This is a genomic window from Paracoccus sp. DMF-8 (genome assembly GCF_029309835.1).
GTDB lineage: Bacteria > Pseudomonadota > Alphaproteobacteria > Rhodobacterales > Rhodobacteraceae > Paracoccus.
This window is the reverse complement of the sequence record NZ_JARJHL010000003.1, coordinates 274,077-299,556: the sequence shown is the minus strand read 5'-3', so window position 1 is coordinate 299,556 and position 25,480 is coordinate 274,077. Positions and strand designations below refer to the sequence as shown.

Sequence of the window (25,480 nt, the reverse complement as noted above, 5' to 3'; positions counted from 1 at the left end):
CAATGCAGGACATCAGCCAACTCGGCTCCAAATTAGGTAAACCTGCGCCGTGCCTAGCATCAATTTTCCAAAGATTCGAGACATCGCGGCGGACATAAGGGCGATTAATCGCGGCGCCGTTGCGTCCTTGCCAGCCGCGGCACGGGTGGTCGCGCGCTATATCGCCGAAACGCGCGGTGCGGGATCAGTTCCGGTTCGTGGACAGGACGCGATCCATCAGCGCCACGAATCTTTCCACCTCGGGCGAGGCGCGGACCGGGATCGTCGCGGGCATGGATGTCGCCGCCGCGACCGATTGCGCATTCATCTTGCGGTCCGACCATGCCCGCAGGTCGGCGATCGTGTAATTGCGCAGAAAGGGGTTGGCGTTGACGACATTCGCGCCCATCACCGCCCCGACCGGGGCGGCGGGATCGGCGCTCAGCGCCTGCGCGGCGCCCATCGGTCCCAGAAAATGCGCCAGATACAGATTGCCCGCCGTGGCATTGATGCCGCGCGCGCGCAGGAAGGCTTCGTTTTCCTGTGCCAGATGGCGGACCATCTGGCGCGACAGGCCGGGTTCCAGCCGCAGGTCCAGCAATTGCTGGCGATCCAGCGTCGCGACCAGATCGGGGCGATAGCTGCGCATCATCCGCAGCCATGTGCTTTCGATGAACTGGCCCAGCCCCGTCGCGGTGGACAAGGGTTGCGCGCCGCCGCATTGCCGCCGCTTTCGACATGGATGATGCGGCTGATCAGCGCCTCGACCGCGTTCGAGGCAAGGACCTCGTTCCCGCCCGCCAGATAGGGGATCGGATCGACCGGCTGGCCGTCCTTCAGCAGTTGGAACACCAGCCCGGAACGGTCGTCCTCGCCCTTGCCCGCGATGCGGCCGATCACCGCGCCGCGTTTCACATCGGCGCCGCGCACAAGGCTGGCGGGCAGGGTTTCAAGGCCGCGATAGCTGCTGGCCAGACCGCCGTCATGGGCGATGGACAGGGTGCCCGCGCCGGCGTCCACATCGGTCACGCGGCCGGCGGCGACGGCGGCGACCGGGCTGCCCTGCGCCGCCTGCCAGGCAACCGTGCCGCTGCTCGGCGTCGCCCCCGGTCGGCGCGACGAAGCGGCGCGACAGCACGCCCGCGACCGGCGCGCTCATTGCGGGCTGGTCGGTCAGCGCGACGACCCGCGCACCGGGCGCGTGGCGTTCATAGCCGCCTTCGCGGGCGGGCACTACATAGCAGGGCCTGTCCCCCGACGGGCCGGTGACGCCGATGAACAGGATCTGCCCCGCGCCATCCGCGCCCGCGCCGGGGTTGTTGGCGTAAAGCAGTTGCAGCCGGTCGCCTTCGGCCGCGAAACCGTCAAGGTCGTGGACCTCGGACATCAGCGCGATGCCTTCGCCGATGACATCGCCCGGCACGCCCTGACGCAAGGCGGCGCTGTAGATCACATCCAGCAGGCGGAACTGCGGGCTGTCGCCTTCGACCGCCTCATCCGCCGACTGGTCCAGCAGCGGTTGGTCGGCCTGAGGGTCGGCGGCGCCGACCAGCCGCCCGCTGCCCGACATCGCCATGGACCCCACATATTCGCCCGAGCGGTAGATCGACAGTTGCAGCACCTGACGCTGCCCCGCCTGCATCCGGTAACGCAGCGCCAGCAGCAGGCCGCGCGGCAGTTCCGGACCGATCTGCATGACCTCGGCGATCCGGGTGGCGGTGCGTGCGGCGGTGCCCGCGTCGAAACCGTTGTCACGCAGCAGTTCGGTCATATCGGTGGGCAGGCGGATCTGCAGGATCAGATCCTGCCACAGCGCGGGCCGGATCGCGGCGGCGCGGGTAAAGGCAAGGCTGGAGGTCATGCGTTCCGCCTCGGGGATGGACAGGCCCGCGCCGGTCTCTGCGCTGCTGCCATCGGCCGAGGCGTTCATCAGCCGCTCGCGCGAGCGTTCGGCCTGAAACAGGGCGAAATCCTCTCGCGTGGTGGGCAGGGCGGCGATCAGGCGGCGTTCGCGGACATGCAGGTTTTCGCGCACCATGGTCAGGCGCTCGGGTCCGGGGGGGCCGACGCGGGCGGCGGCCAGATCCGGCGGGCCTTCCAGCCTCGTGCCGCTGCGTTCGCCGCTGTCGCCGGTCTGGATGATCATCGGATCGCCGGGGATATCGGTAAAGGTGTCGCCGCGCACGACCGGCGCAATGGCGACATCCTGTTCCAGCGGCACCAGCGTTTCGTCGCTGTCGTCGCCCGCCAGACGCGCGCCGATGTCCGGCCCCGCGTAGCGCCAGCCAAGGCCCGCCGCGACCCCCAGAACCAGCACCAGCGCCGCCCCGCGCAACAGTCCGATGCGCCGCCTGCGGCGGCGTGCGCCCTGTCCCATGCGGCGGAATTGCGGGTCGATTTCCAGCATGGCCGCCTACCGGAACATACCCGCGCCCGACAGGTTCGGCGAGATGCGCGGCGTGGTCGTGGCGGGTGCGGTCGCCGTCGGTTGGCGGGCTGCCGGTTGCCGGGCCGCGCTCGGGGGTTGCTGCGTCGTCGCGCGCAGGCGCGGCCCGGTCTGCGTGGCGGCGGGGCGGCTGTTGCCGCGCGGCGTCGCGGCTGGTGTCGCAGGGGCCGCGACCGGCACCGGGTCGCAGGTCACGTCCGGGTTCAGGATCAGCTGGCGATACAGCGCGATATCCGCGCCGCTGGCCGCCGCCGTGCCGCCCGCCTTGGCGAAATAGCGCTGCACCGCCGCGTTCGAGTCGCCGCCCCAGACCCCGTCGATGCCCGCCGCGTAGCATTGCATCCGGGCAAGTTCGGTCTGGAGCGCGGCGGCTAGCTGGGCGGGTTCGGGATCATAGGCGCCCTCGGCGACCATGCGCTCGAACATCCGGGCATCCTCGGCGCGCAGCCTTGCGCGTTCGGCAAAATCCACGCCCATCGGGCCGCGCTGGACCTGCGGGCGGGGGATCGCCTGTTCGCCGACGATGATCGAGGGCGCGGGCAGTCCCGCCGCCTGCGGCAGCACCGCGCGGTTGTCCATGCCTTCGACTTGACCCGTGCCATCGACCAGGGCGGCCACCGCCGGTTCGGGGCGCGGCATTTCGCGCGGGGCGGCGGCGGGCCGGGCCTGCAGGCGGGGGCCGAGCGCATTGGTGGGGCGCAGCGTGGTGATGATGACGATGCTGTCGTTTTCAACCGCGCGCAGGCCGCCGATCCCGGTCACGGGTGCGGATGCGGGCGTATTTGCGGGCGCCGCTTCGGATTGGGCGACGCCAATGCCTGCCTGACGCAGGGCGACCGGCCACTCCGCCGCCGGGCCTTGTGTCGCGGCGATGACCTGCTGCGCGAAATCCTGCGGCTGGCAGCGACCGCCCGCCAGCGGATAGGCCACCAGCCAGTTGCCCGGCGCATCCAGATCATGGGCCGCCACGCCCATATTCGTGCCGCAGGTGTTCAGGATGACGATGCTGCGCCCCCGGGTTTCCCCCAGATCGCCACCCTGACGCGCCGCCAGCCAGTCGTTCAGCGCGATCCGGGCATTGCCGCCGGGCAGGACCAGCCCATGCGCCGCGCGGCCGACCGGGCCGGTGTAATAGAGGGGGCCGGAACCGGCCGCCGCCAGCGCCTCTGGCCCCTGCGGCGCGACGCCCCATGCAGCGGCCACCCGCGCCGCGTCGGCCCCGTCGCTGCGGTTCTGCACGACCAGCGTTTCCTGGGCAGAGGCAACCAGCGCCGACAGGGCCAGCGCCAGCGCGGTGCTCAACGCCCGGCGGCACGGCCACCGCATGGCCCCGCCCCGGCTCATCTGCCTGATCGCTGGCATGTCACGCCCATCCGGATCCGACCTCGAAAACTCACGCCCCAGAAACAGCACCGCAGAAACGACATCCCCGGAAATCGCACCTTGAAATACCGCCCCAGCCTAGCCCGGACGCGCAGAGACGAAAACCGTCCAGTCATCCTGATCCTTGGTATCGACCTCGATGAAACGCGCGTCCAGATAGCCCCGGACCAGACAATTGCCCTGCGTATCTATGACGAAACGCCGCTCGCCGACGCAAAGCGGATGGAACCGGACAGGGACTTCCTGCCAAAGACATCGGCGGCAAAGACATAAAAATACCGTGATTGCAGGCTTTCGCGCAGCAGGGTCGCGCATTGATTCGGCGCCACCCGCCACCAGCCCCGCGTCACGAACTGGTCAGGCTCGGTCGCGCCGCGGGCGGGCTGGCCGACCGCGATGTTCAGCACGTCAAAGCTTTGGTTGCAGACCCGCAGCGCCGCCTGCGCAGGGGCGGCGCATGTCAGCACCCCCGCCGCCAGCACGGCGCCCGCCAGAATGTTGACAAGCTGAAAGTCTCCTGAAAGTCTCATGGCCCGGACCCGGAAATCGTGCGAATTGAGGTAACAGGAAAGCCGTGCTATGTCGCCCCAAAAGGCTGCGCGCCCCATACGCCCAAGATGCCCGCGCGGCCCAAGCAGGAGAACCGGCCTTGTTCCTTCGCGCCCCCCTTGCTGCCTTGCTGTGCCTGACCGCCCTGCCGCTTGCCGCGCAGGAGGTTGCCGCCGAACCGGGCCAGCTGCTGCTGGAGCTGAACAATACCCAGGACACGCAGGCCGGGACCTGCCAGTTGACGCTGGTGGCCGAAAACGCGACGGGGCAGGCGCTGGACCGCGCGGCATGGCAGGTCGCGATCTTTGACCGCGATGGCGTCGTGCGGGCGCTGCCGGTTCTGGATTTCGGCGCGCTGGTGCCGGGCAAGACCCGCGTCGCCGTCTTTGAACTGCCGGGCCGTCCCTGCGGGGAAATTGCGCGGATCGTGGTGAATGACGTTGCGGAATGCCGGGTTCAGGGGGAATCGCAGCCCGATATCTGCCTTGGCCGTCTTTCCACCCGCGCCCGTGGTGATATTGCTTTCGGTATCTGATCTCAGCCACGGTCGCCCATGTTTTTGCCAGAGAATTTTCAGAACCTGCCGATTCCCGCGCTTGTCGTCTTTGCGGCTCTTGGCTTGCTGTCGGTGCTGACCGCGACCGTCACGATCTTCAAGCTGGCGCAGTTCCGGCGCATGGGCATCGGCCGTCATGCCGTGGCCGAGGAAATTCTGGACGACTGGCTGAACGGCCGCCCGAACGAGGCCGTGCGCAAGGCGGGCAGCGACCGTTCCGCCCTGTCGCGGGTGCTGGGCGCGGTGATGTCGGGCCTGCGCGCCTGCCCCGGCGATGCCAGCTATGGCGAGGAACTGGGCCGCCAGACCGCGCTGTTCGAACTGTCCGAAATGGGCGCCCGCATGCGCATTCTGGAGGCGGTCGTGCAGGGCGCGCCGATGCTGGGGCTGCTTGGCACGGTGATGGGGATGATCGACGCCTTCGGCAACCTTGCGCTGAGCCAGCAGATGGCCGATCCGCGCATGCTGGCCAGTGGCATCTGGACCGCGCTGACCACCACCGCGCTTGGTCTGGCGATCGCGCTGGTCGCCTATTTCTTTGCCAACTGGCTGGAAGGCCGGATCGAGGACGAACGCCAAAGCATCGAAATCGCCATTTCCGCCGCGATCCACGGCCGCGTCGGCGCGACCGGGCAGGTCGGCTAGGGGCCGGGCATGACCGCGCCGATCCGCAAGCTGGAAATGCCCCGCTCGACCCGGCGCTATCGGTTTTCGCTGGTGCCGCTGGCGGATACGATGTTCCAGCTGCTGGTGTTCTTCATGCTTTCGGCGAATATGGCCAGCTATTCGCTGCTGACCATCCGCAACGGCGCGCTGGCGGGCAGCGGCCCGGCAGCGGTTCCCCAACCCGATGGCGGCGACGGGCAGGTGCGCGTGTCAAACCCGATGACCACCGCCGTCTGGTCGGTCGGTGCCGACAGCATCGTGGCCAACGGCCAGCGTTTCGCGCTGGAACGCATCCCCGATCTGGCCCGCGCCTTGCAGTTGCAGGACACGCCCGAGGTGCTGCTGGTTTCGCAAAGGGGGGCGACGGTGCAGATGCTGGTCTCGATTCTGGAAATTCTGGCGGACAGCGGGATTTCGGCGGTGCGCGTGGCCGACGGGGCGCCCGCATGACGCTGCGCCTGCCCCATCGCAACCGGCTGCTGGCGATGGATGTGTCGCTGGCCATCGTCAATATCGTGCTGCTGCTGATCTTTTTCTTTGTCGTGACCGGGCAGGACGCGCGGCAGTCGGACGAACTCGACCTGTCGGAAACCCGGCACCTGCCGCTGGATCGGCTGCCCTCGCCCATTCTGGTCATCGACCGGCAGGGGGAATGGGCGCTGGACGGCGCGCCGATCACCCCCGATCTGCTGCCCGTGGCGCTGGAACGGCAGGGCGCGCAGGATCAGCTGTATCTGATCATCGACCGCGCCGCCCCCGCCAGCCAGTTGATCGCCGCCCTGAACCGGCAGGAGCTGGCCGGTTTCGATATCCGGCTGGTCACCCTGCACGGCGATGGTGCGGAATGATCGGCGCGGCGCGGATCAGTCACCGCAATCAGTGGCTGCAGGCGGTGGCCATGTCGCTGGTGCTGCATGGCGCGGCGATCGGCGGCATCCTGTATGAGCGCGCGCCCGCTGCCCCGACCAGCACCGCAACGCCCCCCGTCATCACCGTCGATACGCTGCTGTCTCAGGGCGCGGTGCCAGCGGCCCCGGTCCTGACCCCCGTTGTCCCCGAGGTGCCGCCTGAGATGCCGCAGCCGCAGGACATCGCCGCCCTGTCCGCGCCGACGCAGGCACCGCCCGCGCGCATCCCGGCCGACAGCCCCGCGCAAGCGCCGATGGATTCCGCCATCGTCACCACGGGGGGCGAGATGTGGGCGGTGGTCCAGCCCGCGATTCCCGCGCTGCCGCCCGATGTGCCGCTTTCGGGGTTGGACGATGCCCCGCCCGAAGCCCCCGAGCCCGCCTTGCCCGCCGAACCCGTGGGCGAGCCGCTGGATCCGCGGCTGGAGGGCATGATCCAGCGCATCCGGGACAAGCTGGACGAATCCTGCCTGCTGGCCCTGCCGCAACTGACGGCGGACGGGCAGGTCCGCATCGCGGTTCTGGCCGCCGCCGACCGCCAGATCGGCGCCTTCGTCGATGAGATCACCGAGGGTCTGGGCGAGATCCCCGACCGGCGCGTGCTGCTGGACCAGCGCCAATGCCCCGGCCTGACCTTTGCCCGGCGGACGGAGGATTACCCGCTGTTCGGCCTGCAAATGCAACTGGATGCCGCCGATATCGACAGCGGCAATTCCGTCACCGGGCGCATCGCCAATGGCGCGGGCCATTACAACACGCTGCTTTTGGTCGATGACAATGGCGTGGTTCAGGACCTGCGCCGTTTCCTGACCGTTCAGGGCGGAGAGGTCGGTTTCGACGTGCCCATGTCGCGCGCGGGCGCCGCGCGCGACACCAACCAGTTGCTGATCGCCATCGCGACGCCCGGCCGGATCGACAGCGTGACCCGCAACGCGGGCCGTCTGGCCGCCGATTTCTTTCCCGAACTGATCGCCGAACTGGGCGACAACGTCCTGATCGGCGTCAGCAGCGTCTATGTGCGCTAAAGCGTTTTCAGCAAAAATGGATACCGGTCTTGCATCCGAAAATGCGCAAGAACAAATGCCGCAGGCCCGCCGAAGCGGGGCGGGCTGACGCGGATCACGGGCGGAAAACCGGCTGCGGCGGGATTATTCGTCCGCTTCGGCCTTTTTCCTTGTCCGCGCCTTTTTCGGCCCGACCCCGGCCCCGGCCTCGGGCTGCGGATCGAACTCATAGGCGAACTTGCCGTCCTTCAGCACGATGGTCACATCGCCCATCGCCGCGCCCGAGACCATCCGCCCCAGCACCTCGCGCGACAGGTCCGGCAGGATCGAGTTGGTGATGATGTTGTCGACCATCCGACCGCCGCTGTCGGGGTCGCGGCATTGGTCGACGATATGGGCGATGACCGCATCCGACCAGCCAAGGCGCGCGCCATGCGCATCGCGCATCCGCTTGACGATGGCGCCCAGTTTCAGCCGGGTAATGCCCTCCAGCACCTCGCGGCCAAGCGGGAAATAGGGGATCGTGACGATCCGGCCCAGCAGAGCGGGGGGAAAGACCCGCAGCAGTTCGGGCTTCAGCCGCGCATCCAGAACGTCCAGCGCGGGCGTGGTTTCGCCGCCGTCCGCCATCTGCATGATGACATCGGTGCCGACGTTCGAGGTCAGCAGGATCAGCGTGTTGCGAAAGTTGATGGGGCGGCCGTTGCCGTCTTCCATCATGCCCTTGTCAAAGACCTGAAAGAACAGCTCATGCACATCGGGATGGGCCTTTTCGATTTCGTCCAGCAGGACGACCGAATAGGGCTTGCGGCGCACGGCCTCGGTCAGCCTGCCGCCTTCGCCGTAACCGACATAGCCGGGGGGGGCGCCTTTCAGGAGGCTGACGGAATGCGCCTCCTGGAATTCGGACATGTTGATGGTGATGATGTTCTGTTCGCCACCGTAAAGCTGTTCGGCCAGGGCCAGCGCGGTTTCGGTTTTACCAACCCCCGAAGGCCCGGCCAGCATGAACACGCCAATCGGTTTGTTCGGGTTCGACAATCCCGCGCGGCTGGTTTCGACCCGTTTCGCGATCATCTGCAAGCCATGATCCTGCCCGATCACCCGCTCGCGCAGATGATCCGCCAACCCAAGGATCGCCTGCAATTCATCGGCGACCATGCGCCCGGCCGGAATGCCGGTCCAGTCGCTGATGACGCTGGCCACCGCCTGTTCATCGACATGGGCATAGACCATGCGTTCGTCCAGGTGGGTGGCGGCCAGTTCGGTCATTTTCGCGGTCATCTCGGCGCGGGTGGCATCGGCGTCGAAATCCTCGCCCGCCGCTTCGGCCAAACGCTGGCGCAGGGCGACGATGTCATCGACCACGGCCTTTTCCGCACCGAATTGCGCCTCGATCCCGACCAGTTCGCCGGCCTTGGCATCGCGATCCGCCCGCGCCTCGGCCAGACGGTCATCGGCGCGTTCGCCCAGATCCTCAGCCGCAACCTTCGCCGCGATTTCCGTGTCCAGCGCGTTGATCGCATCGCGCAGATCGGCGATCCGCGCGGGCGTGGACGACTGGCTGACCGCCACCCGCGCACAGGCCGTATCCAGCAGCGACACCGCCTTGTCCGGCAGTTGCCGCGCCGGGATATAGCGCGCCGACAGCTTGACCGCCGCGACCACCGCCTCATCGGAAATGCGAACCTTGTGGTGATCCTGCATCGGACCCAAGACGCCCCGGATCATATAGCAGCATTTTTCAACATCGGGTTCGTCGACCTGAACCGGCTGGAAACGCCGGGTCAGGGCCGGGTCCTTTTCAAAGTAGTTGCGATATTCGGCCCAGGTCGTCGCGCCGATGGTGCGCAGCGTGCCACGCGCCAGCGCCGGTTTCAGCAGGTTCGCGGCATCGCCCGTGCCCGCCGCACCGCCCGCGCCGACCAGCGTATGCGCCTCGTCGATGAACAGGATGATCGGGACGGGGCTGGATTGCACCTCGTCGATCACCGAGCGCAGGCGCTGTTCGAATTCGCCCTTCATGCTGGCGCCGGCCTGCATCGCGCCCATGTCCAGCATATGCAGCCGCATGCCTTTCAGCGCGGGCGGCACATCGCCCGCCGCCAGCCGCTGTGCAAACCCTTCGACCACGGCGGTCTTGCCCACGCCCGCCTCTCCGGTCAGGATGGGATTGTTCTGGCGGCGGCGCATCAGCACGTCGATGATCTGGCGGATTTCATCGTCGCGGCCATGCACCGGGTCCATTTTCCCCGCCGCCGCATCCGCCGTCATATCGACCGAGAACCGGCCAAGCGCCGTCGTCGCCGCATCCGCGCGATCCCCCGTCCCGGCGGCCGTCAGCCCCGAGCCGTCCATCGGGCGCATGGTTTCCTCTTCGGACGAGGACCATAGCTGTCGCGCCTCTTTCCCAAGCTGATCGACGGAAATTTCCGCAAAGACCGGCGAATAGACCGACAATTCGCGGCGCAGATTACCATCGTTCAGCAGCGAGACCAGCAGATGCCCGGTGCGGATCTGGGTTTCGCCGAAAAACAGCGTCGCATAGGTCCATGCGTGGTTCAGCCCGTCACCCAGACTGTCGGCGATGCCCGGAACCTCGGTCACGTTCTTGCGCAAATCGGCCATCGCGCGGTCCAGATCCTTGAGGACCCGGCCCCGGTCCAGCTTCAGTTCCCGCAAGGTAACCGAGATGTCGCAATTCTGGTTCGAGACCGCGTAGAACAGCCAGTGGCACAGTTCGACATTGCGATTGCCTTCGCCGCGGGCATGGCGCATCGCCTGCAAAAAGGCGTCATAGCCGACCCGGTTCATCTTGCCGGCGAATTTTTCGATGCTGATCGCGGTCATGAGACCTCCTGCATTTGGCCGGCTTTACGCGGCGCTTTTGATCCCCGAGTCCAGTTCCAGCGCGAAACGCGCGGCCTGAACATATCCTTGCCTGTCGGCCTTCATCGCCTTGCCCGGCATGGCGGCCATCCAGCCCAGTTCGGCGCTTTCGCCCAGTTTCGCCTGCGGCACCTCTGTCAGGGGCAGGGCAAGCGCCAGTTCGACCTCATGGGTCTTGCCGATATACCAAAAGACCAGATTGGCCAGTTGTTCATAGCTTTTAGCGCCGGGCAGAAAGGCGCGGTATTCGGCCAGCGTGCGCGTCTTCAGATGCAGCCGGACCTTTTCGCCGACCGAACGCACCCGCGCGCCCAGATAGGCGTTACGGCCCAGTGACCCGCCGTTCAGGCCAAGCGCACTGATGTCTTCGGCGTCGAATTCCATCCATGACGGCACATGTTCCTCGACCTCGACGGGCAAGCCGAAATAATGGCCCAGCATCTGCTGCAAACGCACCGGGCTGCGCACCCGCCCGCCAAAGATCGACACCAGCGGCAGCCGCGCGATATCGGGGAAACGGTCGTGGTCGCGATAGGCGGGCGATCCGATCCCGGCCAGTGCCGCGACATAATCGCCGAAACGGTCGCCCTGCGGGTGGTCGAATTGCGTGATCGCGTGATTGTCGGACCATGCGCGAAAGAAAAGCTGATAGAACCGCGCGGCAAAGATATCGGTGAACTTGACGAATGCGCCCTCGCCGTCATCGACCCAACGCATCACCTCTTCGGTGGTGTTCAGGGGCAGGGCGCCGTTCGGGCCGAAAAAGCCGATGAACTGCGCGCGCAGATCGGGCACGCCGCCGGTTTCGCGGTCGGTCGCGGCGAATTCGGTATCGGGAAAGGCCAGCCCCGGATCCTGACCGATGCGCACCACCTCGTCGCGCAAGCGCCGCGACCGCCCGATCGGGGGCTTGTCGGGGTTGTTGCGTTCGATCCGGCGCAGGATCGCCAGAAAACCGGCGTCAGAGGCAATCGTCATATCAGCAGGCCCCGGCCATTGCGCGGCGGCCATTTGCGCACCACGCCGCGCTGCTGGCTGACAATCACGGTCTGGGTAAAGCTGTTGATGCTGGCATATTCGGCAAAGAACCGATCCAGCACCGCGCCCAGCAGGATGATGCCGCTGCCTTCGAATGCCGCCTCGTCCAGCGTCACGGTGATTTCCAGACCGCGCGCCGGGAAATAGCCATCCTCGCGCCGGATCGACCGGACGACGGGGCGCGTGGTCAGGTCGCGGATGCCCCCGATCTGCGCATCGGCGACGTTGTCGGACGGGTCGCTGAACAGGCTCAGACATTCGCGCAAGGCAGATGCCCCGTCGCCTGATCCGCGGTCATCCAGCCCGAAATGGTTCAGGCCCAGATAGGAAATCAGCCGCCACTGCACATCGCCCTGCGTCATGCGATGCGGGCCTTCGCGGTCGACTTCGGTCAGGGGTTCGCGGGGCCGGGTCGGGCCTGCGACGCAATCCAGCGAAATCCCCACGTCATTGGTCATGTGGAAATCATTCGACCCGGCAATCGGCAGATAAGAGGGCAGGTGGCGGTTGGAACACAGCGTCTTGATCTGCAACCGCTGCGCGCGCGAATTCGCATCGGTTTCCGGCGGCTCATAGATCGCGATGAAGGTTTCCGTGCCGCGATAATCGTGGCGCATCCCGGTCTGGCGTTCGGCATCGGTCAGGCGACGCGGACGGCGGCGGGTGGTGTAATACATCAGGTTGCGCTGCGCGCTCTGGCCCGGCGGCAGGCCATACAGTGGATGCGCCTCGACCTTGGCTTTCGCGGTGCCGTAGCTGGCATGGACGCGCAGGATGCGCTGCACCTCGTAATGGGTCAGGGGCGAGCTGTCGGGCGTCACCACATATTCGTGCCGCCGGTCGTCCAGCCGCACCTGATTCGAGCTTTCCTCGAACAGGTTCACGGCGGGGGCGCAGAACAGGCGGATATGGCGGGCATCGACATGCTTGGTCAGCATGTCATCGGCCCGGCCGAATTCGATGATAAGTTGGAAATCCGGGGTCTTGATGCGTTTCAGGATCTTGCGCAGCCCGGTCAGGCGAAAGCCCAGAAACTTGCGCGGAAAGACGAAACCGTCGCGCAAGAGGCCAAAGCCCTTGAACAGGCGCCGGTCGATGCGGAACAGGTTTTCATCATCGGCAAAGCCGATCTGTTCCAGTTGATCGGGCTGCAGCCGCAGGAAAACCGGATCGCCCTGCGGCGACAGATAGCGGATCTGCATGCGCAGGTTGTCGCAATGGATCTGTTCATACAGCGCCACCGCATGGGGCAGGTCGCCGGTCAGATGCAGGGTCAGGTCGTCCAGTTTCAGATCCGCCGCAGGGGCGCCGGTCATGTGGCGAAAGTCGATCTGCAATCCCGCGCGGGTTTTTTCCAGCGGGTCCTGACCCAGTGATCCGATCACGGCGGGGCGGTCGTGATAGGTGACATTGGTGCGTTCCAGCGGCCAGATTTCCAGTGGCGCACACAGGCTGAACTGGCACGACACCCGCTGATCGGCATCCCGGAATCGCGCATCCATATATTCGCCGGGCTGGAACCGGATGCCATTGTCCAGATCGCGCCGTTCGACGGGGACATTGGCCGACACCAGCATCAGCGACGGGATCGGCGACAGGGCTTCGGGAAAGATCTGTTCCAGAAGCTCGCGGGTGAAACCGGCGAATTCCTCGTCCAGTTTCAACTGCACGCGGGCGGCCAGAAAGGCCGTGCCTTCCAGCAGGCCGGCAATCCACGGGTCAGTGTTTTCGCGCAGCAACCCGCCAAGCCGGTCGGCCAGCCCCGGATATTCCGCTGCGAATTCGGCGGAGCGTTCGTAAAGCAGCGCCAATTCGCGGTTATAGGCGTCGCGAAAGGCCTTTCTCATGTCTCGGCCTGCATGCGTTTCATCTGGATCTTGCCAAGCGAGGGGTCGACCTCGGCCAGGAACTCCATGGCGATATCGGTGGGGCTGGAAATCATCTCGGCCTGAATTTCAAAGGTGACGCGCTGGTCGGGGCTGGGGTCGTCCTCGCGGACGCGGACCTCCAGCGTTTCGGGGCGCAGGCGCGGTTCGTTGCGGATCAGCGCGGTGCGGATCGCATCGGCGATCTGGTTCATCGTCGTATTCGCCCGCCAGATGCTTTCCAGATCCTGAAAGCCGAAATTCACCACGGATTCGCGCACGAATGGCGCGTCTTCCAGATCGGTGACAGTATCCAGCCGGATCGTGTTCATCAGGCTGGCGATGTCGCGGGCCAGATCGCGGCGCAGGGCGGCGTCGGATGCGCCCTCGCGGCGTTTCTGGCTGCGCAGGGTCACGTCGCGGTCGCCTTCGTGGTAATGGCGGCCGGGGTCGCGGCTGTCCTTTTGTTCGGCGGTGGCGCGAAAGACATGCATCAGCGACATCTGGCGCAATCCGCTGCGCTCGGCGAATTCGTAAAGACCCCTGCCGCGGGGGCCCCGATCGGAATCAGGTTTTGAAACCATCGCCTTGTCCGAGCCTTGTCCGAACCCCGACCGGCAAAATAACCGCCGGGGCCTTATATGTCACAGGTCTATGCAAGAAGAGAGCCGGCGACAAGTCGCGCCGGCTCTGCGTTTTGGGGGTTCCGCAAACAGGGTGGATGCGCCGATCAGGCGCCCCACTCGACGTTTTCGGCGACGTCGTAGCCCGAGGTCGACTCGGGGCCGGGGTTGCCGTCGTCTTCCTGGCCGGTATAGGTCACTTCGAACTTACGGAAGTTCAGGGTGACGGTTTCCTGGATGCGATCCAGACCGTCTTTCGACCCGCCGGTGGTGTAGCTGGTGATCATCACGTTTTCCAGCGTCAGCTTGAAATAGGGCAGCGGGGTGCCGCCCGAAGCCTTGCGGACGATCAGTTCGGCGCGTTCGATATGTTCGCCGGTGGTGCAGCGCTTGACCAGCTCATTGGTGGCGCGGTCGACGTATTTGGTCAGGGTGATGTCGCCGACGTTGACCTTGCCGCCGCCGCCGCCCTTGCCGATATGGGTCGTGCCGGACTGGGTCATGCCCCAGTTCCATGCCAGAACGTCGATGTCGTCCTTGTAGGTCGAGTCCTGCGCTTCACCTTTGATATTGTTCGAAAACTTCAGAAAGATATCAACAGCCATTTATGCGTTCCTTTGCGGAAGTGGGTGGTAATTCGAATTACTTGCCTTTCGGCAGTTTGGAGACGAGAGACATCCCGACATCCATTCCTTCAAGCTGGAAGTGCGGCTTGAGGTAGAATTTTCCCATGTAGTAGCCGGGGTTTTCCTCGTCCTCGATCACTTCCACTTTGGCACCGGCCAAAGGCTTCTTGGCCTTTTCCCGTTCGCTTGCGCTTTCGGGATTGCCCGATACATATTTGTTCACCCAGGTCTGCAGCTGTGACTGCAGCTGGATGCGGTCCGGGCTTTGGCCGATCTTGTCGCGGACCATACATTTCAGATAGTGACTGAAACGTGACACGGCGAACATATAAGGCAGCCGCGAGGACAGATTGTCCGAGGCCGTCGCCAGATCATCCACATATTTCTTGGGGCGGTAGAGCGATTGCGCGCCGATGAATGCCGCCTTGTCGGTGTGCTTGCGATGGATCAGGCCGATCAGGCCTGCCTTTGACAGTTCGCCTTCGCGACGGTCGGTGATCGACACCTCGGTCGGGCATTTCAGTTCCTTGGAACCGTCGCCGGTTTCAAAGGTATGGGTGGGCAGGTTCAGAACCTCGCCGCCCGACTGGACGCCACGGATCTGGACGGTCCAGCCATGTTCCTTATGGGCGCGGTTGATGTTCACGGCCATCGCATGGGCCGCGTTCATCCAAGCGTATTTGACGCCCGCGCGGCCATCGGTTTCTTCTTCGTAGTTGAATTCCTCGACCACGGAATTCGAATTCTGGCCATAGGGTTCGCGCGACAGCACGCGCGGCAGGGTCAGCGCGACGTAGCGCGAGTTTTCGGAATCGCGCAGGCTGTTCCATGCGGCATAGTCGGGCGTGTCGAAGATTTCCGACAGATCCGGCGGCGTGCCGATTTCGGTCCAGCTGTCCATACCCAAGAGTTCGGGCGCGGCGGATGAAATGAACGGCGCATGTGCCGCCGCCGCGATCTTGCCCATGTCGCGCAGCAGCGCGACATCCGGGGTCGAATGGTCGAAATAGAAATCGCCGATCAGCGCGCCGAACGGTTTGCCGCCCAGGGTGCCGAATTCGGCCTCGTAGATGCGCTGATGCAGGGGCGACTTGTCCCATTTCGCGCCGGGATAGCGGCGGAACATCTGCTGCAGCTCTTTCTTGGAAACGTTCATCACCTTGACGCGCAGGCTGCTGTCGGTTTCCGAATTGTTGATCGTATAGGCCAGACCGCGCCACGAGGATTCCAGCTCCTGGAATTCCTTGTGATGCATGACCTGATTGAGCTGTTCGGTCAGCTTCTGGTCCAGCTTGGCCAGCATCGCGTCGATGGTGTCGATCACGTCTTCGGCGATCAGGGTCTGATCGTCCAGCGCCTCGCGGACCAGCGCCACGACGGCATTGTCGACTTCCTTGGCCGCGACATCGGTGCGCGGCTTGATCGTCTGGCGCAGGATGTCCGAGAATTCGTCAAGCTCGGTCAGGCCACGGCCTTCGGATTGGATCTGGGCTTCTTGCGCCATTATTCGTCCTCACCCTTGGTGGCCTTGTCGCGCTCGGCCAGAGCGGCCATCAGTTCAGGATCGTTCAGCAATTGCCGGATCTGTTCCTGAGCCTTCGGCTTGGAATTCATATAGCGCTGCAGGTTGGCCAGATGTTCCCGCGCCTCCAGCAGTTTTTTCAGGGCCGGGATCTGACGCGCGACATTCGCCGGGTTGAAATCGTCCATCGAGTTGAATTCCAGCGACACGCCCATGCGCCCCTGACCGTCACCCAGCTTGTTATCGACGTTGTAGGTGATGCCCGGCTTCACGCTTTCGATGTATTCGTCCAGCGTGGCTGCCGTAACGTCAACAAAATCGCGTTCTTCCATGCCGACCTTTTCGACGGTCGAGGCATTGCCCGACAGATCCGCCATGACACCCATGACAAACGGCAGCTCGACCATCTTTTCGCTGTCATAAGGGTCTTCATACGAAATGTTCACGCGCGGAGGGCGGTTGCGCTTGATGAAGTCGGTGGATTTATCCGATGCCATTTTCAGGATCCTCAATCTTGGTGAACAAGAACGTCAATAATTCAGGTATGTCAACTTGCATTGGTTCGATATGCCTAACCTTGTGCAGGTTTCGGGGGCAGGATTTCGCCGAGAATAGCATGAAATGTCTTTGTCAGCATGTTTCTGGCGCCTCCAAGCAGGACGGGGATGGGACTTGCGGGTTCGTTTCGCAGATAAAACTCCTCGACCGCGCGCAAGTATCCGGCGAGCTGGTTGCGGTCCGCGATGGTCATCGGTTTAGTTGCCGCTACGTCAATAGAATCAGTGGAATCAGGGGCTTTCGGCGCGGCCGATTGGGCCAGCGACTTCAGCCGCGCCATGTCCAGGGTAAAGCCCGGACCCTGCCCCGCTGCCTGACCCAACGTCACTTCGGCGCGGCCCGCATCCTGCGGCATCAGCAGCTCGATCGCGTCGATGATCGACTTGCCGACCAGCAGCCGCGCCTGCACCACCAGCAGCAGCGACAGCGATGACGGCTCTTGCATGGCCAGATATCGTTCCGCCGCCGCAATCGCGGCCGTGGCGCTGGCGTGGTCGGGAATATGCACCGCTGTTTCGCTGATCGGCGCCGGGGCGACGGCAGGGGCCAGCGGGGCGGTTGCGGCTTGGTCGGTGGCGTTTTCGGCGGCGTTTCCGGTGGCGGGGGTTTCGGGCAGCGCCGCCGCGTCGGGCTGGCTGGACCAGATCGGCAGTTCGGGCAGGGCTTCGGCGATCATGCGCTGGACATCGCCGATCGCATCCAGCGTCGCCGCGAAAACCGGGGTAAAGGCCGCCGCGCCATTGCCGCGACAGGTCGCCGCGATCCGGTTCAGCGCATGGGCGGCGCGGGTCAGGGCGTCATGGGTCACGGCCACCGCCTTGGCCTGCGTGCGGATCGTGCCCAGCAGGTTGCCAGTGTCGGGCAGGCTGTCCGCCTCGGCGGCGCGGGGCTGCATCGCGCCCGTCGCGATCATGTATTGCCGCCATGACACATCGGAATTCGCGGGCACCTGCAGATAGACCAGCGGCATGATCACCGTCGCCTGTTCCGACAGCGCATCCAGCGCCCCCCGCCGGTCCGAGGCGGAACCGACGATCTGCGGATGCACCGCTTCGGTGCGGTGTTGCAGCAGCAGCGCCATCGCCTCCAGCGTATCGGCGAAATCGCCGGGGCGGCCCGCAAGGATCTGGAACCGCGCCAGCAGGCTGAGCAGCCGCAGATCGCGCGAGCGGCGCAGCAGCGCGGTGATCGCTTCGGTTTCGCGCTTCAGGTCGACCGAGCGGGGATCAAAGATGCGATCCTCGGTCCCGCCCAGGACATTGGGGTTGCCGGGGGTGAAATAGCGTTCGGGCAGGCGGCTTTCGGCCTCGAAATAATAATCGAGGAATTCCGGATCGTCGGTCTTTTCCAGATCGGGCCCGCAGGGCCGGTCCGCGGTGACCGGATCAAGCAGCCAGTCCAATGCCATGTTCGGCCATACTCCTGAATTTCACCGCCATATTGCAGTCGGGCATATTAGAGGCGGGACGGGGACGTCGCGTCAACCGCGTTTCGGCGCGCTTGCCGCAAGGGCATCGCGATAGGCGGATGCGAAATGCGTGATGAATTCGTCCAGAATCCCGTTTTCATGCGGGGCGACCTTGGCATCCCACCGCTGGACATAGCTGTCCCATGCCCGTGCCTTGCGGTTCGACCCAAAGCGCCCGCCGTCGGTTTCGGATTCGATCGCATCGGGGACCAGATCGCCCACCAGCTTCATCAGCGCCGGTTGCAGCGCGGCGAACAGCGCGGCCTGATGCTGGCGCAGATCGCGCAGGGCTTCGTCGAAACTGTCGGCGCCGTTCAGGAATCCGGCGCGGGGGCGCAGGAACATCGCCTCCAGCGCCTGATCGGGATCGGGCAGGAATTTCATCGGGTTGTTGTCGGTGGCGGCGCGCATCGTGCGGGTGCCGACCTTGACGAACTGCTTGGCGGATGCCCGGTCGCGCAGGGCCAGCATGATTTCACCCACCGCCGAACGCATGGCCTGCCCAAGCGCGTGGCCCAGCACCTCGGGCGCGGCGCCCTGCGCCATCTCGGGCGGGATGCCGGCGCCTTCGCAAAAGGCGCGGATGAAATCGGCGCCTTGGCCGGGCGGCGTGGCCAAGGGCGCCGCCCCGGTCGCGGGTGCGGGCTGTGTGCCGGGGCCGATGGTCTGGGGCTGCTGCGAAGGGGCTGCCTGTGTTGGATGGCCCTGCGCCGGATGATTCTGCGGTTGAGCGGGCGCGGACTGGCCGCCCGAGGGTGCGTTGGGCGCGGCAAAGGGCGATCCCGACCCTTCGGTCATCTGCTGCGGGGACGGCGCTGCCGGTGCGGGGGCGGCATCATGGCGCGGAAAGGCCATGAAATCCTGCGCGAAATCCGGCTGGTGGGGGGCGGCCTCTCGTGGCAACGGATCGACGGGCAGCAGTCCCGCCCCGCCATCCAGCGCCTGGGGATCGTCATTGCGTTCCTGCGGAAACACCGGCCCGTCATGCGACGGCAAAGAGGCCGGGTTCATGCCCCCGACCATCATCGGCGCATCCATCAGGGCGACGATCGTATATTGCCCGACCTGAAAGCGGTCGCCATGTTCCAGCCGGTGCGGCCCGTCCAGCCGGTGGCGCAGCCCGTGCAGAAAGGTGCCGTTGGTGGACATGTCGCGCAGCCACCAGTCGCCGCCCTGAAAATAGACGTCGAAATGATGCCCCGAGATATGGCGGCTGGCATCGGGCAGGACCCAGCCCATCCCGGCGCGCCGCCCGACCTGCAGCCCGGTCTCGGGGACGTTGATGCTGGCCGGACCGCCATCGTCCAGCACCTGATAGTTTTCTATGAGCAGCGTCAGTGCCATTGCGCGCTCAATAAGCCCTCAGAAGCGATTCGGCCATGTCGATGATCCGCGCCAGAAAGATCGGGCGCCGCGACAGTTCGGCGCGGGCAAGGCAGGACAGCACCGCGCTGTTGACCGCCTGCGGCGTGCGCCAGGGCGGCGGCCGCAGGGGGTCGTTCGGCGCAGGCCCGCCCGTCGACCAGCCCACCGCCAGCCCCAGCAGGACCGAGGGCGAGCGCGACGGCGCCCATAGCGCGTCCTTCATCAGCTTGTAGCGCATGGATGTGGTGGGATTGGAAATCCAGGCCGCGATATCCTGCATCATCGGGCGTTCGACCGGGTTCAGATGTTCGGCCATCTGGCGCAGGCATTCGTAACCCCACCCCGCCGCCGCCGTCGGCAACGCGGCGAATGCGGTAAAGGTCACGGCCTCTTCCGGGGTGGTCGAGCCGCGCAGGCGCGACAGGTAATGCAGATTGTCCTCGTCCGGGCGGGGCCGGAACTGGGTCAGGTCCAGCACCTGCGGAATCCGCGCATAAAGCTCGGCCGGCGTGTCGTAGCGCGTCGAGCGTCGAGGCGGCGTGGTCTTGTCGTTTTCCTCGGCAGAAGTCATCTTGGCGGCGCGAACCCGGTCATCTTGCAACTGTCCTGCAAGTCTTAGGGTCAATTTTCGCGCAGGTCGAGAAGGTTAAGCCCCTTGCCGCGCCGGCGGGGTGGTGGCGCAGGCAATAAATCGCGCAGCCGCGATGTTCCCGCGCCGTGCCGGAAATTGCGGCAGGGATCAATTCGGATGGGGAATTCGGGCGGCGGGTTCTTGACACGACCCGCTGGTCAGAATAGCAGAACGCACGTTCTGTTATTATGTGTTCGGGCTGTCCGGCCCGGAGATCCCCCGGATACCCTTGTGGCGATCCCGACCGTCCTGCAACCGCACCCTGACCGGAAAGCCAATGGGCCGTAAACGCACTATCGACCGCGAAGCCACCATGACCGCCATCGAGGCCGTCATCCTGCGCGATGGCGCGGGCGGGCTGTCCATCGACGCCGTCGCGCGCGAGGCGGGGATCAGCAAGTCCAGCGTCGTCTATGATTTCCGCAACAAGGCGGGGTTGTTGGCGGCTTTCATGCAAAACCGCATGGATGCGCACCGCGAACAGATCATGGCCCGGCGGGCGACGCTGCAGGGCCCCGATGCCTTCATGCGCGCGGTCCTGCATGAATGCGGCATCAACAAAAGCGAAGAGGAACTGGCCGGCGCCCTGATGCTGGCGGCGGCGGCCCGTTCCTCGGACGAATGCCACAACGTCCTGGGCCGCGAGATCGCCGGTTTCATGGAAATGGCCCAGCAGGACGCGGCGAATGAACGCGCAACGCGGCTTGCATTCGTCGCGCTGCACGGGCTGCAATGTCTGGAATATTTCAGCTTCGTCAGATTGGATCCCCAGATCCGTCAGGAACTCGTCAAGGACATCGCCAGCCTTCTTGACGCGCCGATGCCCGACACACGGAAATCCGATGCCGAACACGACACCGACCCCTTGCCTGCCTGAGAACGTCTCAGCACGCCAGTCATCCCGGAGAGCAACATCCATGTCCCGTTTCAGGTCACTCAGCACCGCCCTGCCTCTTGTGCTGGCACTGTCCGCCCTGCCTGTCACAACGGCGGGCGCGCAGCAGCAGGAAATGCCGCCGACCCCCGTCGCCGTGGTCGAAATGGTGCCCCAGCCCCTGCCGGTCGTGAACGAACTGCCGGGCCGCGTGTCCGCGACCCGCACCGCCGAGGTGCGCCCGCGCGTCGGCGGCATCGTTCTGGAACGGGTGTTTGAACAGGGCAGCCTGGTTCAGGAAGGCGATGTCCTGTATCGCATCGACCCCGCGCAATATGCCGTTGCCATGGCCAGCGCGCAGGCCACGCTGGCACGCGCCAAGGCGAACCAGATGAACGCCCGTGACCAGCAGGCCCGCGCCGAGGCGCTGCGCGAACGCCGCGTCACCTCGGGCGTGGATCTGGAAAATGCGGTTACCAATCTTGCCGTTGCCGATGCCGAGGTGGCGATCGCCCAGGCCGCGCTGGATCAGGCGCAGCTGAACCTGAACTATACCGAAGTGACCGCCCCGATTTCGGGCGTGATCGGCCGCGCGCTGGTCACCGAAGGCGCGCTGGTCAGCGCGCAGACCGATATCATGGCCACCGTCCAGCAGCTTGATCCGATCTATGCCGATTTCACGCAATCCTCGTCGGACGTGCTGGCGCTGCGCCGCGCCATGCAGGCGGGCCAGCTGGTCGCCACCGCCCCGGGCGAGGCGCGGGTGCGGCTGATCTATGACGATGGCACGCTTTACGAACATCCCGGCAAGCTGCTGTTTTCCGAAGCGACGGTTGATCCGCTGACCGGGCAGGTCACGATGCGCGGCGAATTCCCGAACCCCGATGACGACCTGCTGCCGGGCCTTTACGTCCGCATCAGCATCGAACAGGCGGTGCGCAACGATGCGCTGGCCGTGCCGCAGATGGCGGTTCAGCGCGACCAGCAGGGCAATTCCTTTGTCTATATCGTCAATGCCGAAAATCAGGCCGAGCGTCGCAACGTCAAGCTGGGCCGCACCCTTGGCCCGCGCTGGATGGTGATGGAGGGGCTGGACGCGGGCGACAAGGTCGTCGCCGAAGGCGCGCAGAAACTGTTCCCCGGCGCCCCCGTCGCGCCCGAGCCGTGGGATGACGCGGACGCCGCCGCTGCCGCTCTGGCCGAAGCCGCAGCAGGCGATCAGGCCGATGCCGCCGCCGATGCCGCCGCTGTCGAGGCGGCCGGCCAGCCCGCAGAACCGGCCGCAGATCCAGCCGCAGAACCCGCCGCAGAACAGCCCGCCGCCGAACCGGCAGCGGACGCGCAATCGGGGGGCGATGCGCCCGCCCAAAGCCCGACCGAATAGGATAAAGGTTCATGTCCCAATTTTTCATCCTGCGTCCGGTGCTGGCTTGGGTGATCTCGATCTTCATCGTGATCGCCGGGCTGATTTCGCTGCCCAGCATCCCCATCGCGCAATATCCGCAGGTCGCACCGCCGCAGGTGTCGATCAGCGCGACCTATACCGGCGCCTCGCCGAACGAGATCTATGAATCCGTTGCCCAGCCCATCGAAAACCAGCTGAACAGCGTCAACAACCTGATCTATTACGAATCCACCGCCGACAGTTCCGGCGCCACGGGGATCACCGCGACCTTTGTTCCCGGCACCGATATCGGCATTGCACAGGTCGACGTGCAGAACGCCGTCCGCCGGGTCGAGGCGCTGCTGCCCCAATCCGTCAAGGATCAGGGCGTTCGCGTCGAAGAGGCCAGCGCAGGCTTTCTGATGGTCGTCTCGCTGACCTCGTCGGACGGGCAGATGGACGGGATCGCGCTTGGCGACTATCTGAACCGCAACGTCGTGGGCGAGATTTCCCGGATCGAGGGGGTCGGACGCGCGCAGGTCTTCAGTTCGGAACGCGCCATGCGGATCTGGCTGAACCCCGAAAAGATGACCGGCTTCAACCTGACCTCGGCCGATGTCGCGACCGCGATCCGGGCGCAGAACGCGCAGGTTTCGGCGGGCAAGGTCGGGGCCGATCCCAACCCCATCAGCCAGCAGCTGACCGCCACCGTCCTGATGAAGGGCCAGCTGACGACGGTCGAGGAATTCGAAAACATCGTGCTGCGCGCCAACCCGGACGGTTCGCTGGTGCGGCTGTCGGATGTCGCCACGGTCGAGGTCGGCGCCTCGACCTATGATTTCACCTCGATGCTGAACAACCAGCCTTCGGCAGCGGCGGGGATCCAGCTTTCGACGACGGGCAACGCGCTGCGCACCTCGGAACTGATCAACGAAAAGATGGAAGAACTGTCGCAGTTCTTTCCCGATGGCGTGGCCTATCAGATCCCCTACGACACCTCGCCCTTTGTCGCGGCATCCATCGAAAAGGTGCTGCACACGCTGGTCGAGGCCGTGGGGCTGGTCTTTATCGTGATGTTCATCTTCCTGCAGAACATCCGCTATACGCTGATCCCGACCATCGTCGTGCCGATCGCCCTGATGGGCACGGTGGCGGTGATGCTGGTCGCCGGGTTCTCGATCAACGTGCTGACCATGTTCGCGATGGTGCTGGCCATCGGGATTCTGGTCGATGACGCCATCGTGGTCGTGGAAAACGTCGAAAGGATCATGGCCCAGGAAGGTCTGGGCCCGCGGCGAGCCGCGCAAAAGGCGATGGGCCAGATTCAGGGCGCCATTGTCGGCATCACGCTGGTTCTGGCCGCCGTGTTCATCCCGATGGCCTTCTTTCCGGGCGCGACGGGCATCATCTACCGGCAGTTCGCGCTGACCATGGTGGTGTCGATCCTGTTTTCGGCCTTCCTTGCGCTGTCCCTGACGCCCGCGCTGTGCGCGACCTTCCTGAAACCGATTTCGGGGCACCACGAACGCAAGGGCTTTTTCGGCTGGTTCAACCGCAATTTCGACAGGATGACGACGGGCTATTCCGGCGTCGTCGAAAAGCTGGTGCGGAACACCGGCGTCATGATGCTGATCTATCTGCTGATCGTCGCGGCACTGGGCTATGGCTTTACCAGGCTGCCGACCAGCTTTCTGCCGAACGAGGATCAGGGCTTTCTGATTTCGGACGTGCAGACCCCGCCGACGGCCAGCTCGAACCGCACCGACGAAGTGCTGTCCACGATCACCGATCTGTACAAGCAGATGCCCGAGGTCGAAAACGTCATCGGCATCCGCGGATTCAGCTTTTCGGGGCAGGGGCCGAATGCGGGTATCGCCTTCACCACGCTGAAGGACTGGGGCGACCGCGACCGCGACGCCAATACCATCGCCGGCGCGGCGAACATGCAGCTGTTCGGGCTGAAGGACGCGCAGGCATTTTCGCTGTCGCCGCCGCCGATTCCCGGCTTTGGCGCGACCGGCGGCTTTTCCTTCCGTCTGCAGGACCGGGGCGGTCTGGGGCAACAGGCCCTGCAAGCCGCTGCCGCGCAACTGATGGAAAAGGCCGGTCAGGGTGGCATCGCCGTCGGTCTGCGGGTCGAGGGTCTGCCCAATGCGGCGCAGGTCTATGTCAGCATCGACCGCGAAAAGGCCAATGCCTTTGGCGTTGCCTTTGCCGATATCAGCGCCACGATCTCGCAATATCTGGGGTCGTCCTATGTCAACGACTTTCCGAACCAGGGCCGGATGCAGCGCGTCGTCATGCAGGCAGATCAGGATTCGCGGATGCAGGCCGAGGACATCCTTGACCTGACCGTGCGCAACGCCAATGGCGGCATGGTGCCCTTTTCGTCCTTTTCGACCATCGAATGGGAAACCGGGCCGTCGCAGGTCGTGGGCTATAACGGCTACCCGTCGATCCGCATCGCGGGTGCGGCGGGGCCGGGCTACAGTTCCGGTGACGCGATGGCCGAAATGGAACGGCTGGCGGGCGAATTGCCGCAGGGCTTCGGTTACGAATGGACCGGCCAGTCGCTGGAGGAAATCCAGTCCGGCAACACCGCGACCCTGCTTTACGGGATGAGCATCCTGTTCGTCTTCCTGCTGCTGTCGGGCCTGTATGAAAGCTGGTCGATCCCGCTTTCGGTGATGCTGGTGGTGCCCTTGGGGGTGATCGGCTGCGTGGCGGCGGTGCTGCTGCGCGACATGCCCAATGACGTCTATTTCAAGGTCGGCCTGATCGCGATCATCGGGCTGTCGGCCAAGAACGCCATCCTGATCGTGGAATTCGCCAAGGACCTGCGGGCCGAAGGCGAAAACCTGATCCAGGCCGCCGTTCATGCCGCGAGGCTGCGTTTCCGCCCGATCCTGATGACCTCGATGGCCTTTACCTCGGGCGTCGTGCCGCTGGCGATCGCCACCGGCCCGTCGGCGGCCAGCCAGAACGCGATCGGAACCGGGGTGATCGGCGGCATGATCGCGGCGACGGTGCTGTCGATCTTTTTCGTGCCGGTCTTCTTCGTCTTTGTGCTGGGGCTGGTCGACCGGATCTTCGGCCGCAAGGATGGCGCGGCAATGGCCTGACGGTCGCCGTCGCAGGAACGCAAG

General features: G+C 65.2%; 22 protein-coding genes and 1 pseudogene. 8 read left to right on the top strand and 15 right to left on the bottom strand.

Going from position 1 to position 25,480, the window contains the following annotated elements; translation table 11 throughout:
• Nucleotides 1-184: 184 nt before the first annotated feature.
• From PE067_RS02075 to PE067_RS02055, 5 genes and pseudogenes are all read right to left on the bottom strand, one after another.
• The gene (locus PE067_RS02075) at nt 185-682 is read right to left on the bottom strand and encodes a hypothetical protein (RefSeq protein ID WP_276187612.1); all 498 of its coding nucleotides are present in this window, start codon (nt 680-682) and stop codon (nt 185-187) included.
• On the bottom strand, nt 628-1,008 hold the full coding sequence (locus tag PE067_RS02070; RefSeq protein ID WP_276187611.1) for a peptidoglycan DD-metalloendopeptidase family protein: 381 nt from the start codon (nt 1,006-1,008) through the stop codon (nt 628-630). Before PE067_RS02070 ends, PE067_RS02075 begins: the two co-directional genes overlap by 55 nt.
• Entirely contained in the window at nt 962-2,386 is a 1,425-nt protein-coding gene (locus tag PE067_RS02065; RefSeq protein ID WP_276187610.1) for a hypothetical protein, read from the bottom strand. Before PE067_RS02065 ends, PE067_RS02070 begins: the two co-directional genes overlap by 47 nt.
• Before the next feature lie 6 nt (nt 2,387-2,392).
• Nucleotides 2,393-3,787, bottom strand: coding sequence for a hypothetical protein (locus PE067_RS02060; protein WP_276187609.1), 1,395 nt, complete (start codon nt 3,785-3,787; stop codon nt 2,393-2,395).
• A gap of 99 nt (nt 3,788-3,886) precedes the next feature.
• A pseudogene (locus tag PE067_RS02055) lies at nt 3,887-4,338 on the bottom strand (DUF1036 domain-containing protein).
• Between the two features lie 119 nt (nt 4,339-4,457).
• On the opposite strand from PE067_RS02055, the gene PE067_RS02050 reads away from it, so the two are divergent.
• From PE067_RS02050 to PE067_RS02030, 5 genes are read left to right on the top strand one after another with little or no spacing between them, the layout of a single operon-like run.
• Nucleotides 4,458-4,892: a hypothetical protein gene (locus tag PE067_RS02050; RefSeq protein WP_276187608.1), complete on the top strand. Its 435-nt coding sequence runs from the start codon at nt 4,458-4,460 to the stop codon at nt 4,890-4,892.
• Nucleotides 4,893-4,910: 18 nt separating this feature from the next.
• On the top strand, nt 4,911-5,558 hold the full coding sequence (locus tag PE067_RS02045) for a MotA/TolQ/ExbB proton channel family protein (protein ID WP_276187607.1): 648 nt from the start codon (nt 4,911-4,913) through the stop codon (nt 5,556-5,558).
• 9 nt (nt 5,559-5,567) lie between these two features.
• Nucleotides 5,568-6,029, top strand: a complete 462-nt coding sequence (locus tag PE067_RS02040) for a biopolymer transporter ExbD (RefSeq protein WP_276187606.1) — start codon at nt 5,568-5,570, stop codon at nt 6,027-6,029.
• Nucleotides 6,026-6,427 (top strand): biopolymer transporter ExbD, encoded by a 402-nt coding sequence (locus PE067_RS02035; protein ID WP_276187605.1) that lies wholly within the window; start codon nt 6,026-6,028, stop codon nt 6,425-6,427. The genes PE067_RS02040 and PE067_RS02035 overlap by 4 nt, the downstream gene beginning before the upstream one ends.
• Nucleotides 6,424-7,512: a hypothetical protein gene (locus PE067_RS02030; RefSeq protein WP_276187604.1), complete on the top strand. Its 1,089-nt coding sequence runs from the start codon at nt 6,424-6,426 to the stop codon at nt 7,510-7,512. The genes PE067_RS02035 and PE067_RS02030 overlap by 4 nt, the downstream gene beginning before the upstream one ends.
• 123 nt (nt 7,513-7,635) lie before the next feature.
• Here the strand turns inward: PE067_RS02030 and tssH are convergent, their stop codons facing one another.
• The 10 genes from tssH to PE067_RS01980 all read right to left on the bottom strand — a co-directional run bounded on the left by tssH (nt 7,636) and on the right by PE067_RS01980 (nt 20,016).
• Nucleotides 7,636-10,341, bottom strand: coding sequence for a type VI secretion system ATPase TssH (tssH, locus tag PE067_RS02025; RefSeq protein WP_276187603.1), 2,706 nt, complete (start codon nt 10,339-10,341; stop codon nt 7,636-7,638).
• A gap of 24 nt (nt 10,342-10,365) precedes the next feature.
• The gene (gene tssG, locus PE067_RS02020) at nt 10,366-11,358 is read right to left on the bottom strand and encodes a type VI secretion system baseplate subunit TssG (protein ID WP_276187602.1); all 993 of its coding nucleotides are present in this window, start codon (nt 11,356-11,358) and stop codon (nt 10,366-10,368) included.
• Nucleotides 11,355-13,265, bottom strand: a complete 1,911-nt coding sequence (tssF, locus tag PE067_RS02015; RefSeq protein WP_276187601.1) for a type VI secretion system baseplate subunit TssF — start codon at nt 13,263-13,265, stop codon at nt 11,355-11,357. Before tssF ends, tssG begins: the two co-directional genes overlap by 4 nt.
• Nucleotides 13,262-13,786: a type VI secretion system baseplate subunit TssE gene (gene tssE / locus PE067_RS02010; RefSeq protein WP_276187600.1), complete on the bottom strand. Its 525-nt coding sequence runs from the start codon at nt 13,784-13,786 to the stop codon at nt 13,262-13,264. Before tssE ends, tssF begins: the two co-directional genes overlap by 4 nt.
• Nucleotides 13,787-14,013: 227 nt before the next feature.
• The gene (locus PE067_RS02005) at nt 14,014-14,511 is read right to left on the bottom strand and encodes a type VI secretion system tube protein Hcp (RefSeq protein ID WP_276187599.1); all 498 of its coding nucleotides are present in this window, start codon (nt 14,509-14,511) and stop codon (nt 14,014-14,016) included.
• A gap of 37 nt (nt 14,512-14,548) precedes the next feature.
• A complete protein-coding gene (gene tssC / locus PE067_RS02000) occupies nt 14,549-16,036 on the bottom strand; it encodes a type VI secretion system contractile sheath large subunit (protein WP_276187598.1) in 1,488 nt (495 codons plus the stop codon).
• Nucleotides 16,036-16,551, bottom strand: coding sequence for a type VI secretion system contractile sheath small subunit (tssB, locus tag PE067_RS01995; RefSeq protein ID WP_276187597.1), 516 nt, complete (start codon nt 16,549-16,551; stop codon nt 16,036-16,038). The genes tssC and tssB overlap by 1 nt, the downstream gene beginning before the upstream one ends.
• 74 nt (nt 16,552-16,625) lie before the next feature.
• The gene (locus tag PE067_RS01990) at nt 16,626-18,020 is read right to left on the bottom strand and encodes a type VI secretion system ImpA family N-terminal domain-containing protein (RefSeq protein WP_276187596.1); all 1,395 of its coding nucleotides are present in this window, start codon (nt 18,018-18,020) and stop codon (nt 16,626-16,628) included.
• A 72-nt stretch (nt 18,021-18,092) separates the two neighbouring features.
• Complete coding sequence (gene tagH, locus PE067_RS01985; RefSeq protein ID WP_276187595.1) at nt 18,093-19,424, bottom strand: type VI secretion system-associated FHA domain protein TagH; 1,332 nt, start codon at nt 19,422-19,424, stop codon at nt 18,093-18,095.
• Nucleotides 19,425-19,431: 7 nt separating this feature from the next.
• A complete protein-coding gene (locus PE067_RS01980; protein ID WP_276187594.1) occupies nt 19,432-20,016 on the bottom strand; it encodes a hypothetical protein in 585 nt (194 codons plus the stop codon).
• A gap of 337 nt (nt 20,017-20,353) precedes the next feature.
• On the opposite strand from PE067_RS01980, the gene PE067_RS01975 reads away from it, so the two are divergent.
• Genes PE067_RS01975 through PE067_RS01965 form a run of 3 tightly spaced genes read left to right on the top strand, consistent with a single transcriptional unit; the run spans nt 20,354 to nt 25,456 of the window.
• Nucleotides 20,354-20,953, top strand: coding sequence for a TetR/AcrR family transcriptional regulator (locus tag PE067_RS01975; protein ID WP_276187593.1), 600 nt, complete (start codon nt 20,354-20,356; stop codon nt 20,951-20,953).
• 40 nt (nt 20,954-20,993) lie between these two features.
• Complete coding sequence (locus PE067_RS01970; protein WP_276187592.1) at nt 20,994-22,334, top strand: efflux RND transporter periplasmic adaptor subunit; 1,341 nt, start codon at nt 20,994-20,996, stop codon at nt 22,332-22,334.
• Between the two features lie 11 nt (nt 22,335-22,345).
• Nucleotides 22,346-25,456 (top strand): efflux RND transporter permease subunit, encoded by a 3,111-nt coding sequence (locus tag PE067_RS01965; RefSeq protein ID WP_276187591.1) that lies wholly within the window; start codon nt 22,346-22,348, stop codon nt 25,454-25,456.
• The last annotated feature ends 24 nt before the right edge of the window (nt 25,457-25,480 follow it).

Bases quoted from the DNA above. Each gene is read 5' to 3' on its own strand.
- PE067_RS02060 (WP_276187609.1), bottom strand. From the start codon at position 3,787: ATGCCAGCGATCAGGCAGATGAGCCGGGGCGGGGCCATGCGGTGGCCG.
- PE067_RS01970 (WP_276187592.1), top strand. From the start codon at position 20,994: ATGTCCCGTTTCAGGTCACTCAGCACCGCCCTGCCTCTTGTGCTGGCA.
- PE067_RS01975 (WP_276187593.1), top strand. From the start codon at position 20,354: ATGGGCCGTAAACGCACTATCGACCGCGAAGCCACCATGACCGCCATC.
- PE067_RS02045 (WP_276187607.1), top strand. From the start codon at position 4,911: ATGTTTTTGCCAGAGAATTTTCAGAACCTGCCGATTCCCGCGCTTGTC.
- PE067_RS01980 (WP_276187594.1), bottom strand. From the start codon at position 20,016: ATGACTTCTGCCGAGGAAAACGACAAGACCACGCCGCCTCGACGCTCG.
- tssH (WP_276187603.1), bottom strand. From the start codon at position 10,341: ATGACCGCGATCAGCATCGAAAAATTCGCCGGCAAGATGAACCGGGTC.
- tssC (WP_276187598.1), bottom strand. From the start codon at position 16,036: ATGGCGCAAGAAGCCCAGATCCAATCCGAAGGCCGTGGCCTGACCGAG.
- PE067_RS02040 (WP_276187606.1), top strand. From the start codon at position 5,568: ATGACCGCGCCGATCCGCAAGCTGGAAATGCCCCGCTCGACCCGGCGC.
- tssE (WP_276187600.1), bottom strand. From the start codon at position 13,786: ATGTCGCTGATGCATGTCTTTCGCGCCACCGCCGAACAAAAGGACAGC.
- PE067_RS01990 (WP_276187596.1), bottom strand. From the start codon at position 18,020: ATGGCATTGGACTGGCTGCTTGATCCGGTCACCGCGGACCGGCCCTGC.
- PE067_RS01965 (WP_276187591.1), top strand. From the start codon at position 22,346: ATGTCCCAATTTTTCATCCTGCGTCCGGTGCTGGCTTGGGTGATCTCG.
- tssG (WP_276187602.1), bottom strand. From the start codon at position 11,358: ATGACGATTGCCTCTGACGCCGGTTTTCTGGCGATCCTGCGCCGGATC.
- PE067_RS02005 (WP_276187599.1), bottom strand. From the start codon at position 14,511: ATGGCTGTTGATATCTTTCTGAAGTTTTCGAACAATATCAAAGGTGAA.
- PE067_RS02065 (WP_276187610.1), bottom strand. From the start codon at position 2,386: ATGCTGGAAATCGACCCGCAATTCCGCCGCATGGGACAGGGCGCACGC.
- tssB (WP_276187597.1), bottom strand. From the start codon at position 16,551: ATGGCATCGGATAAATCCACCGACTTCATCAAGCGCAACCGCCCTCCG.
- PE067_RS02030 (WP_276187604.1), top strand. From the start codon at position 6,424: ATGATCGGCGCGGCGCGGATCAGTCACCGCAATCAGTGGCTGCAGGCG.
- PE067_RS02035 (WP_276187605.1), top strand. From the start codon at position 6,026: ATGACGCTGCGCCTGCCCCATCGCAACCGGCTGCTGGCGATGGATGTG.
- tssF (WP_276187601.1), bottom strand. From the start codon at position 13,265: ATGAGAAAGGCCTTTCGCGACGCCTATAACCGCGAATTGGCGCTGCTT.
- tagH (WP_276187595.1), bottom strand. From the start codon at position 19,424: ATGGCACTGACGCTGCTCATAGAAAACTATCAGGTGCTGGACGATGGC.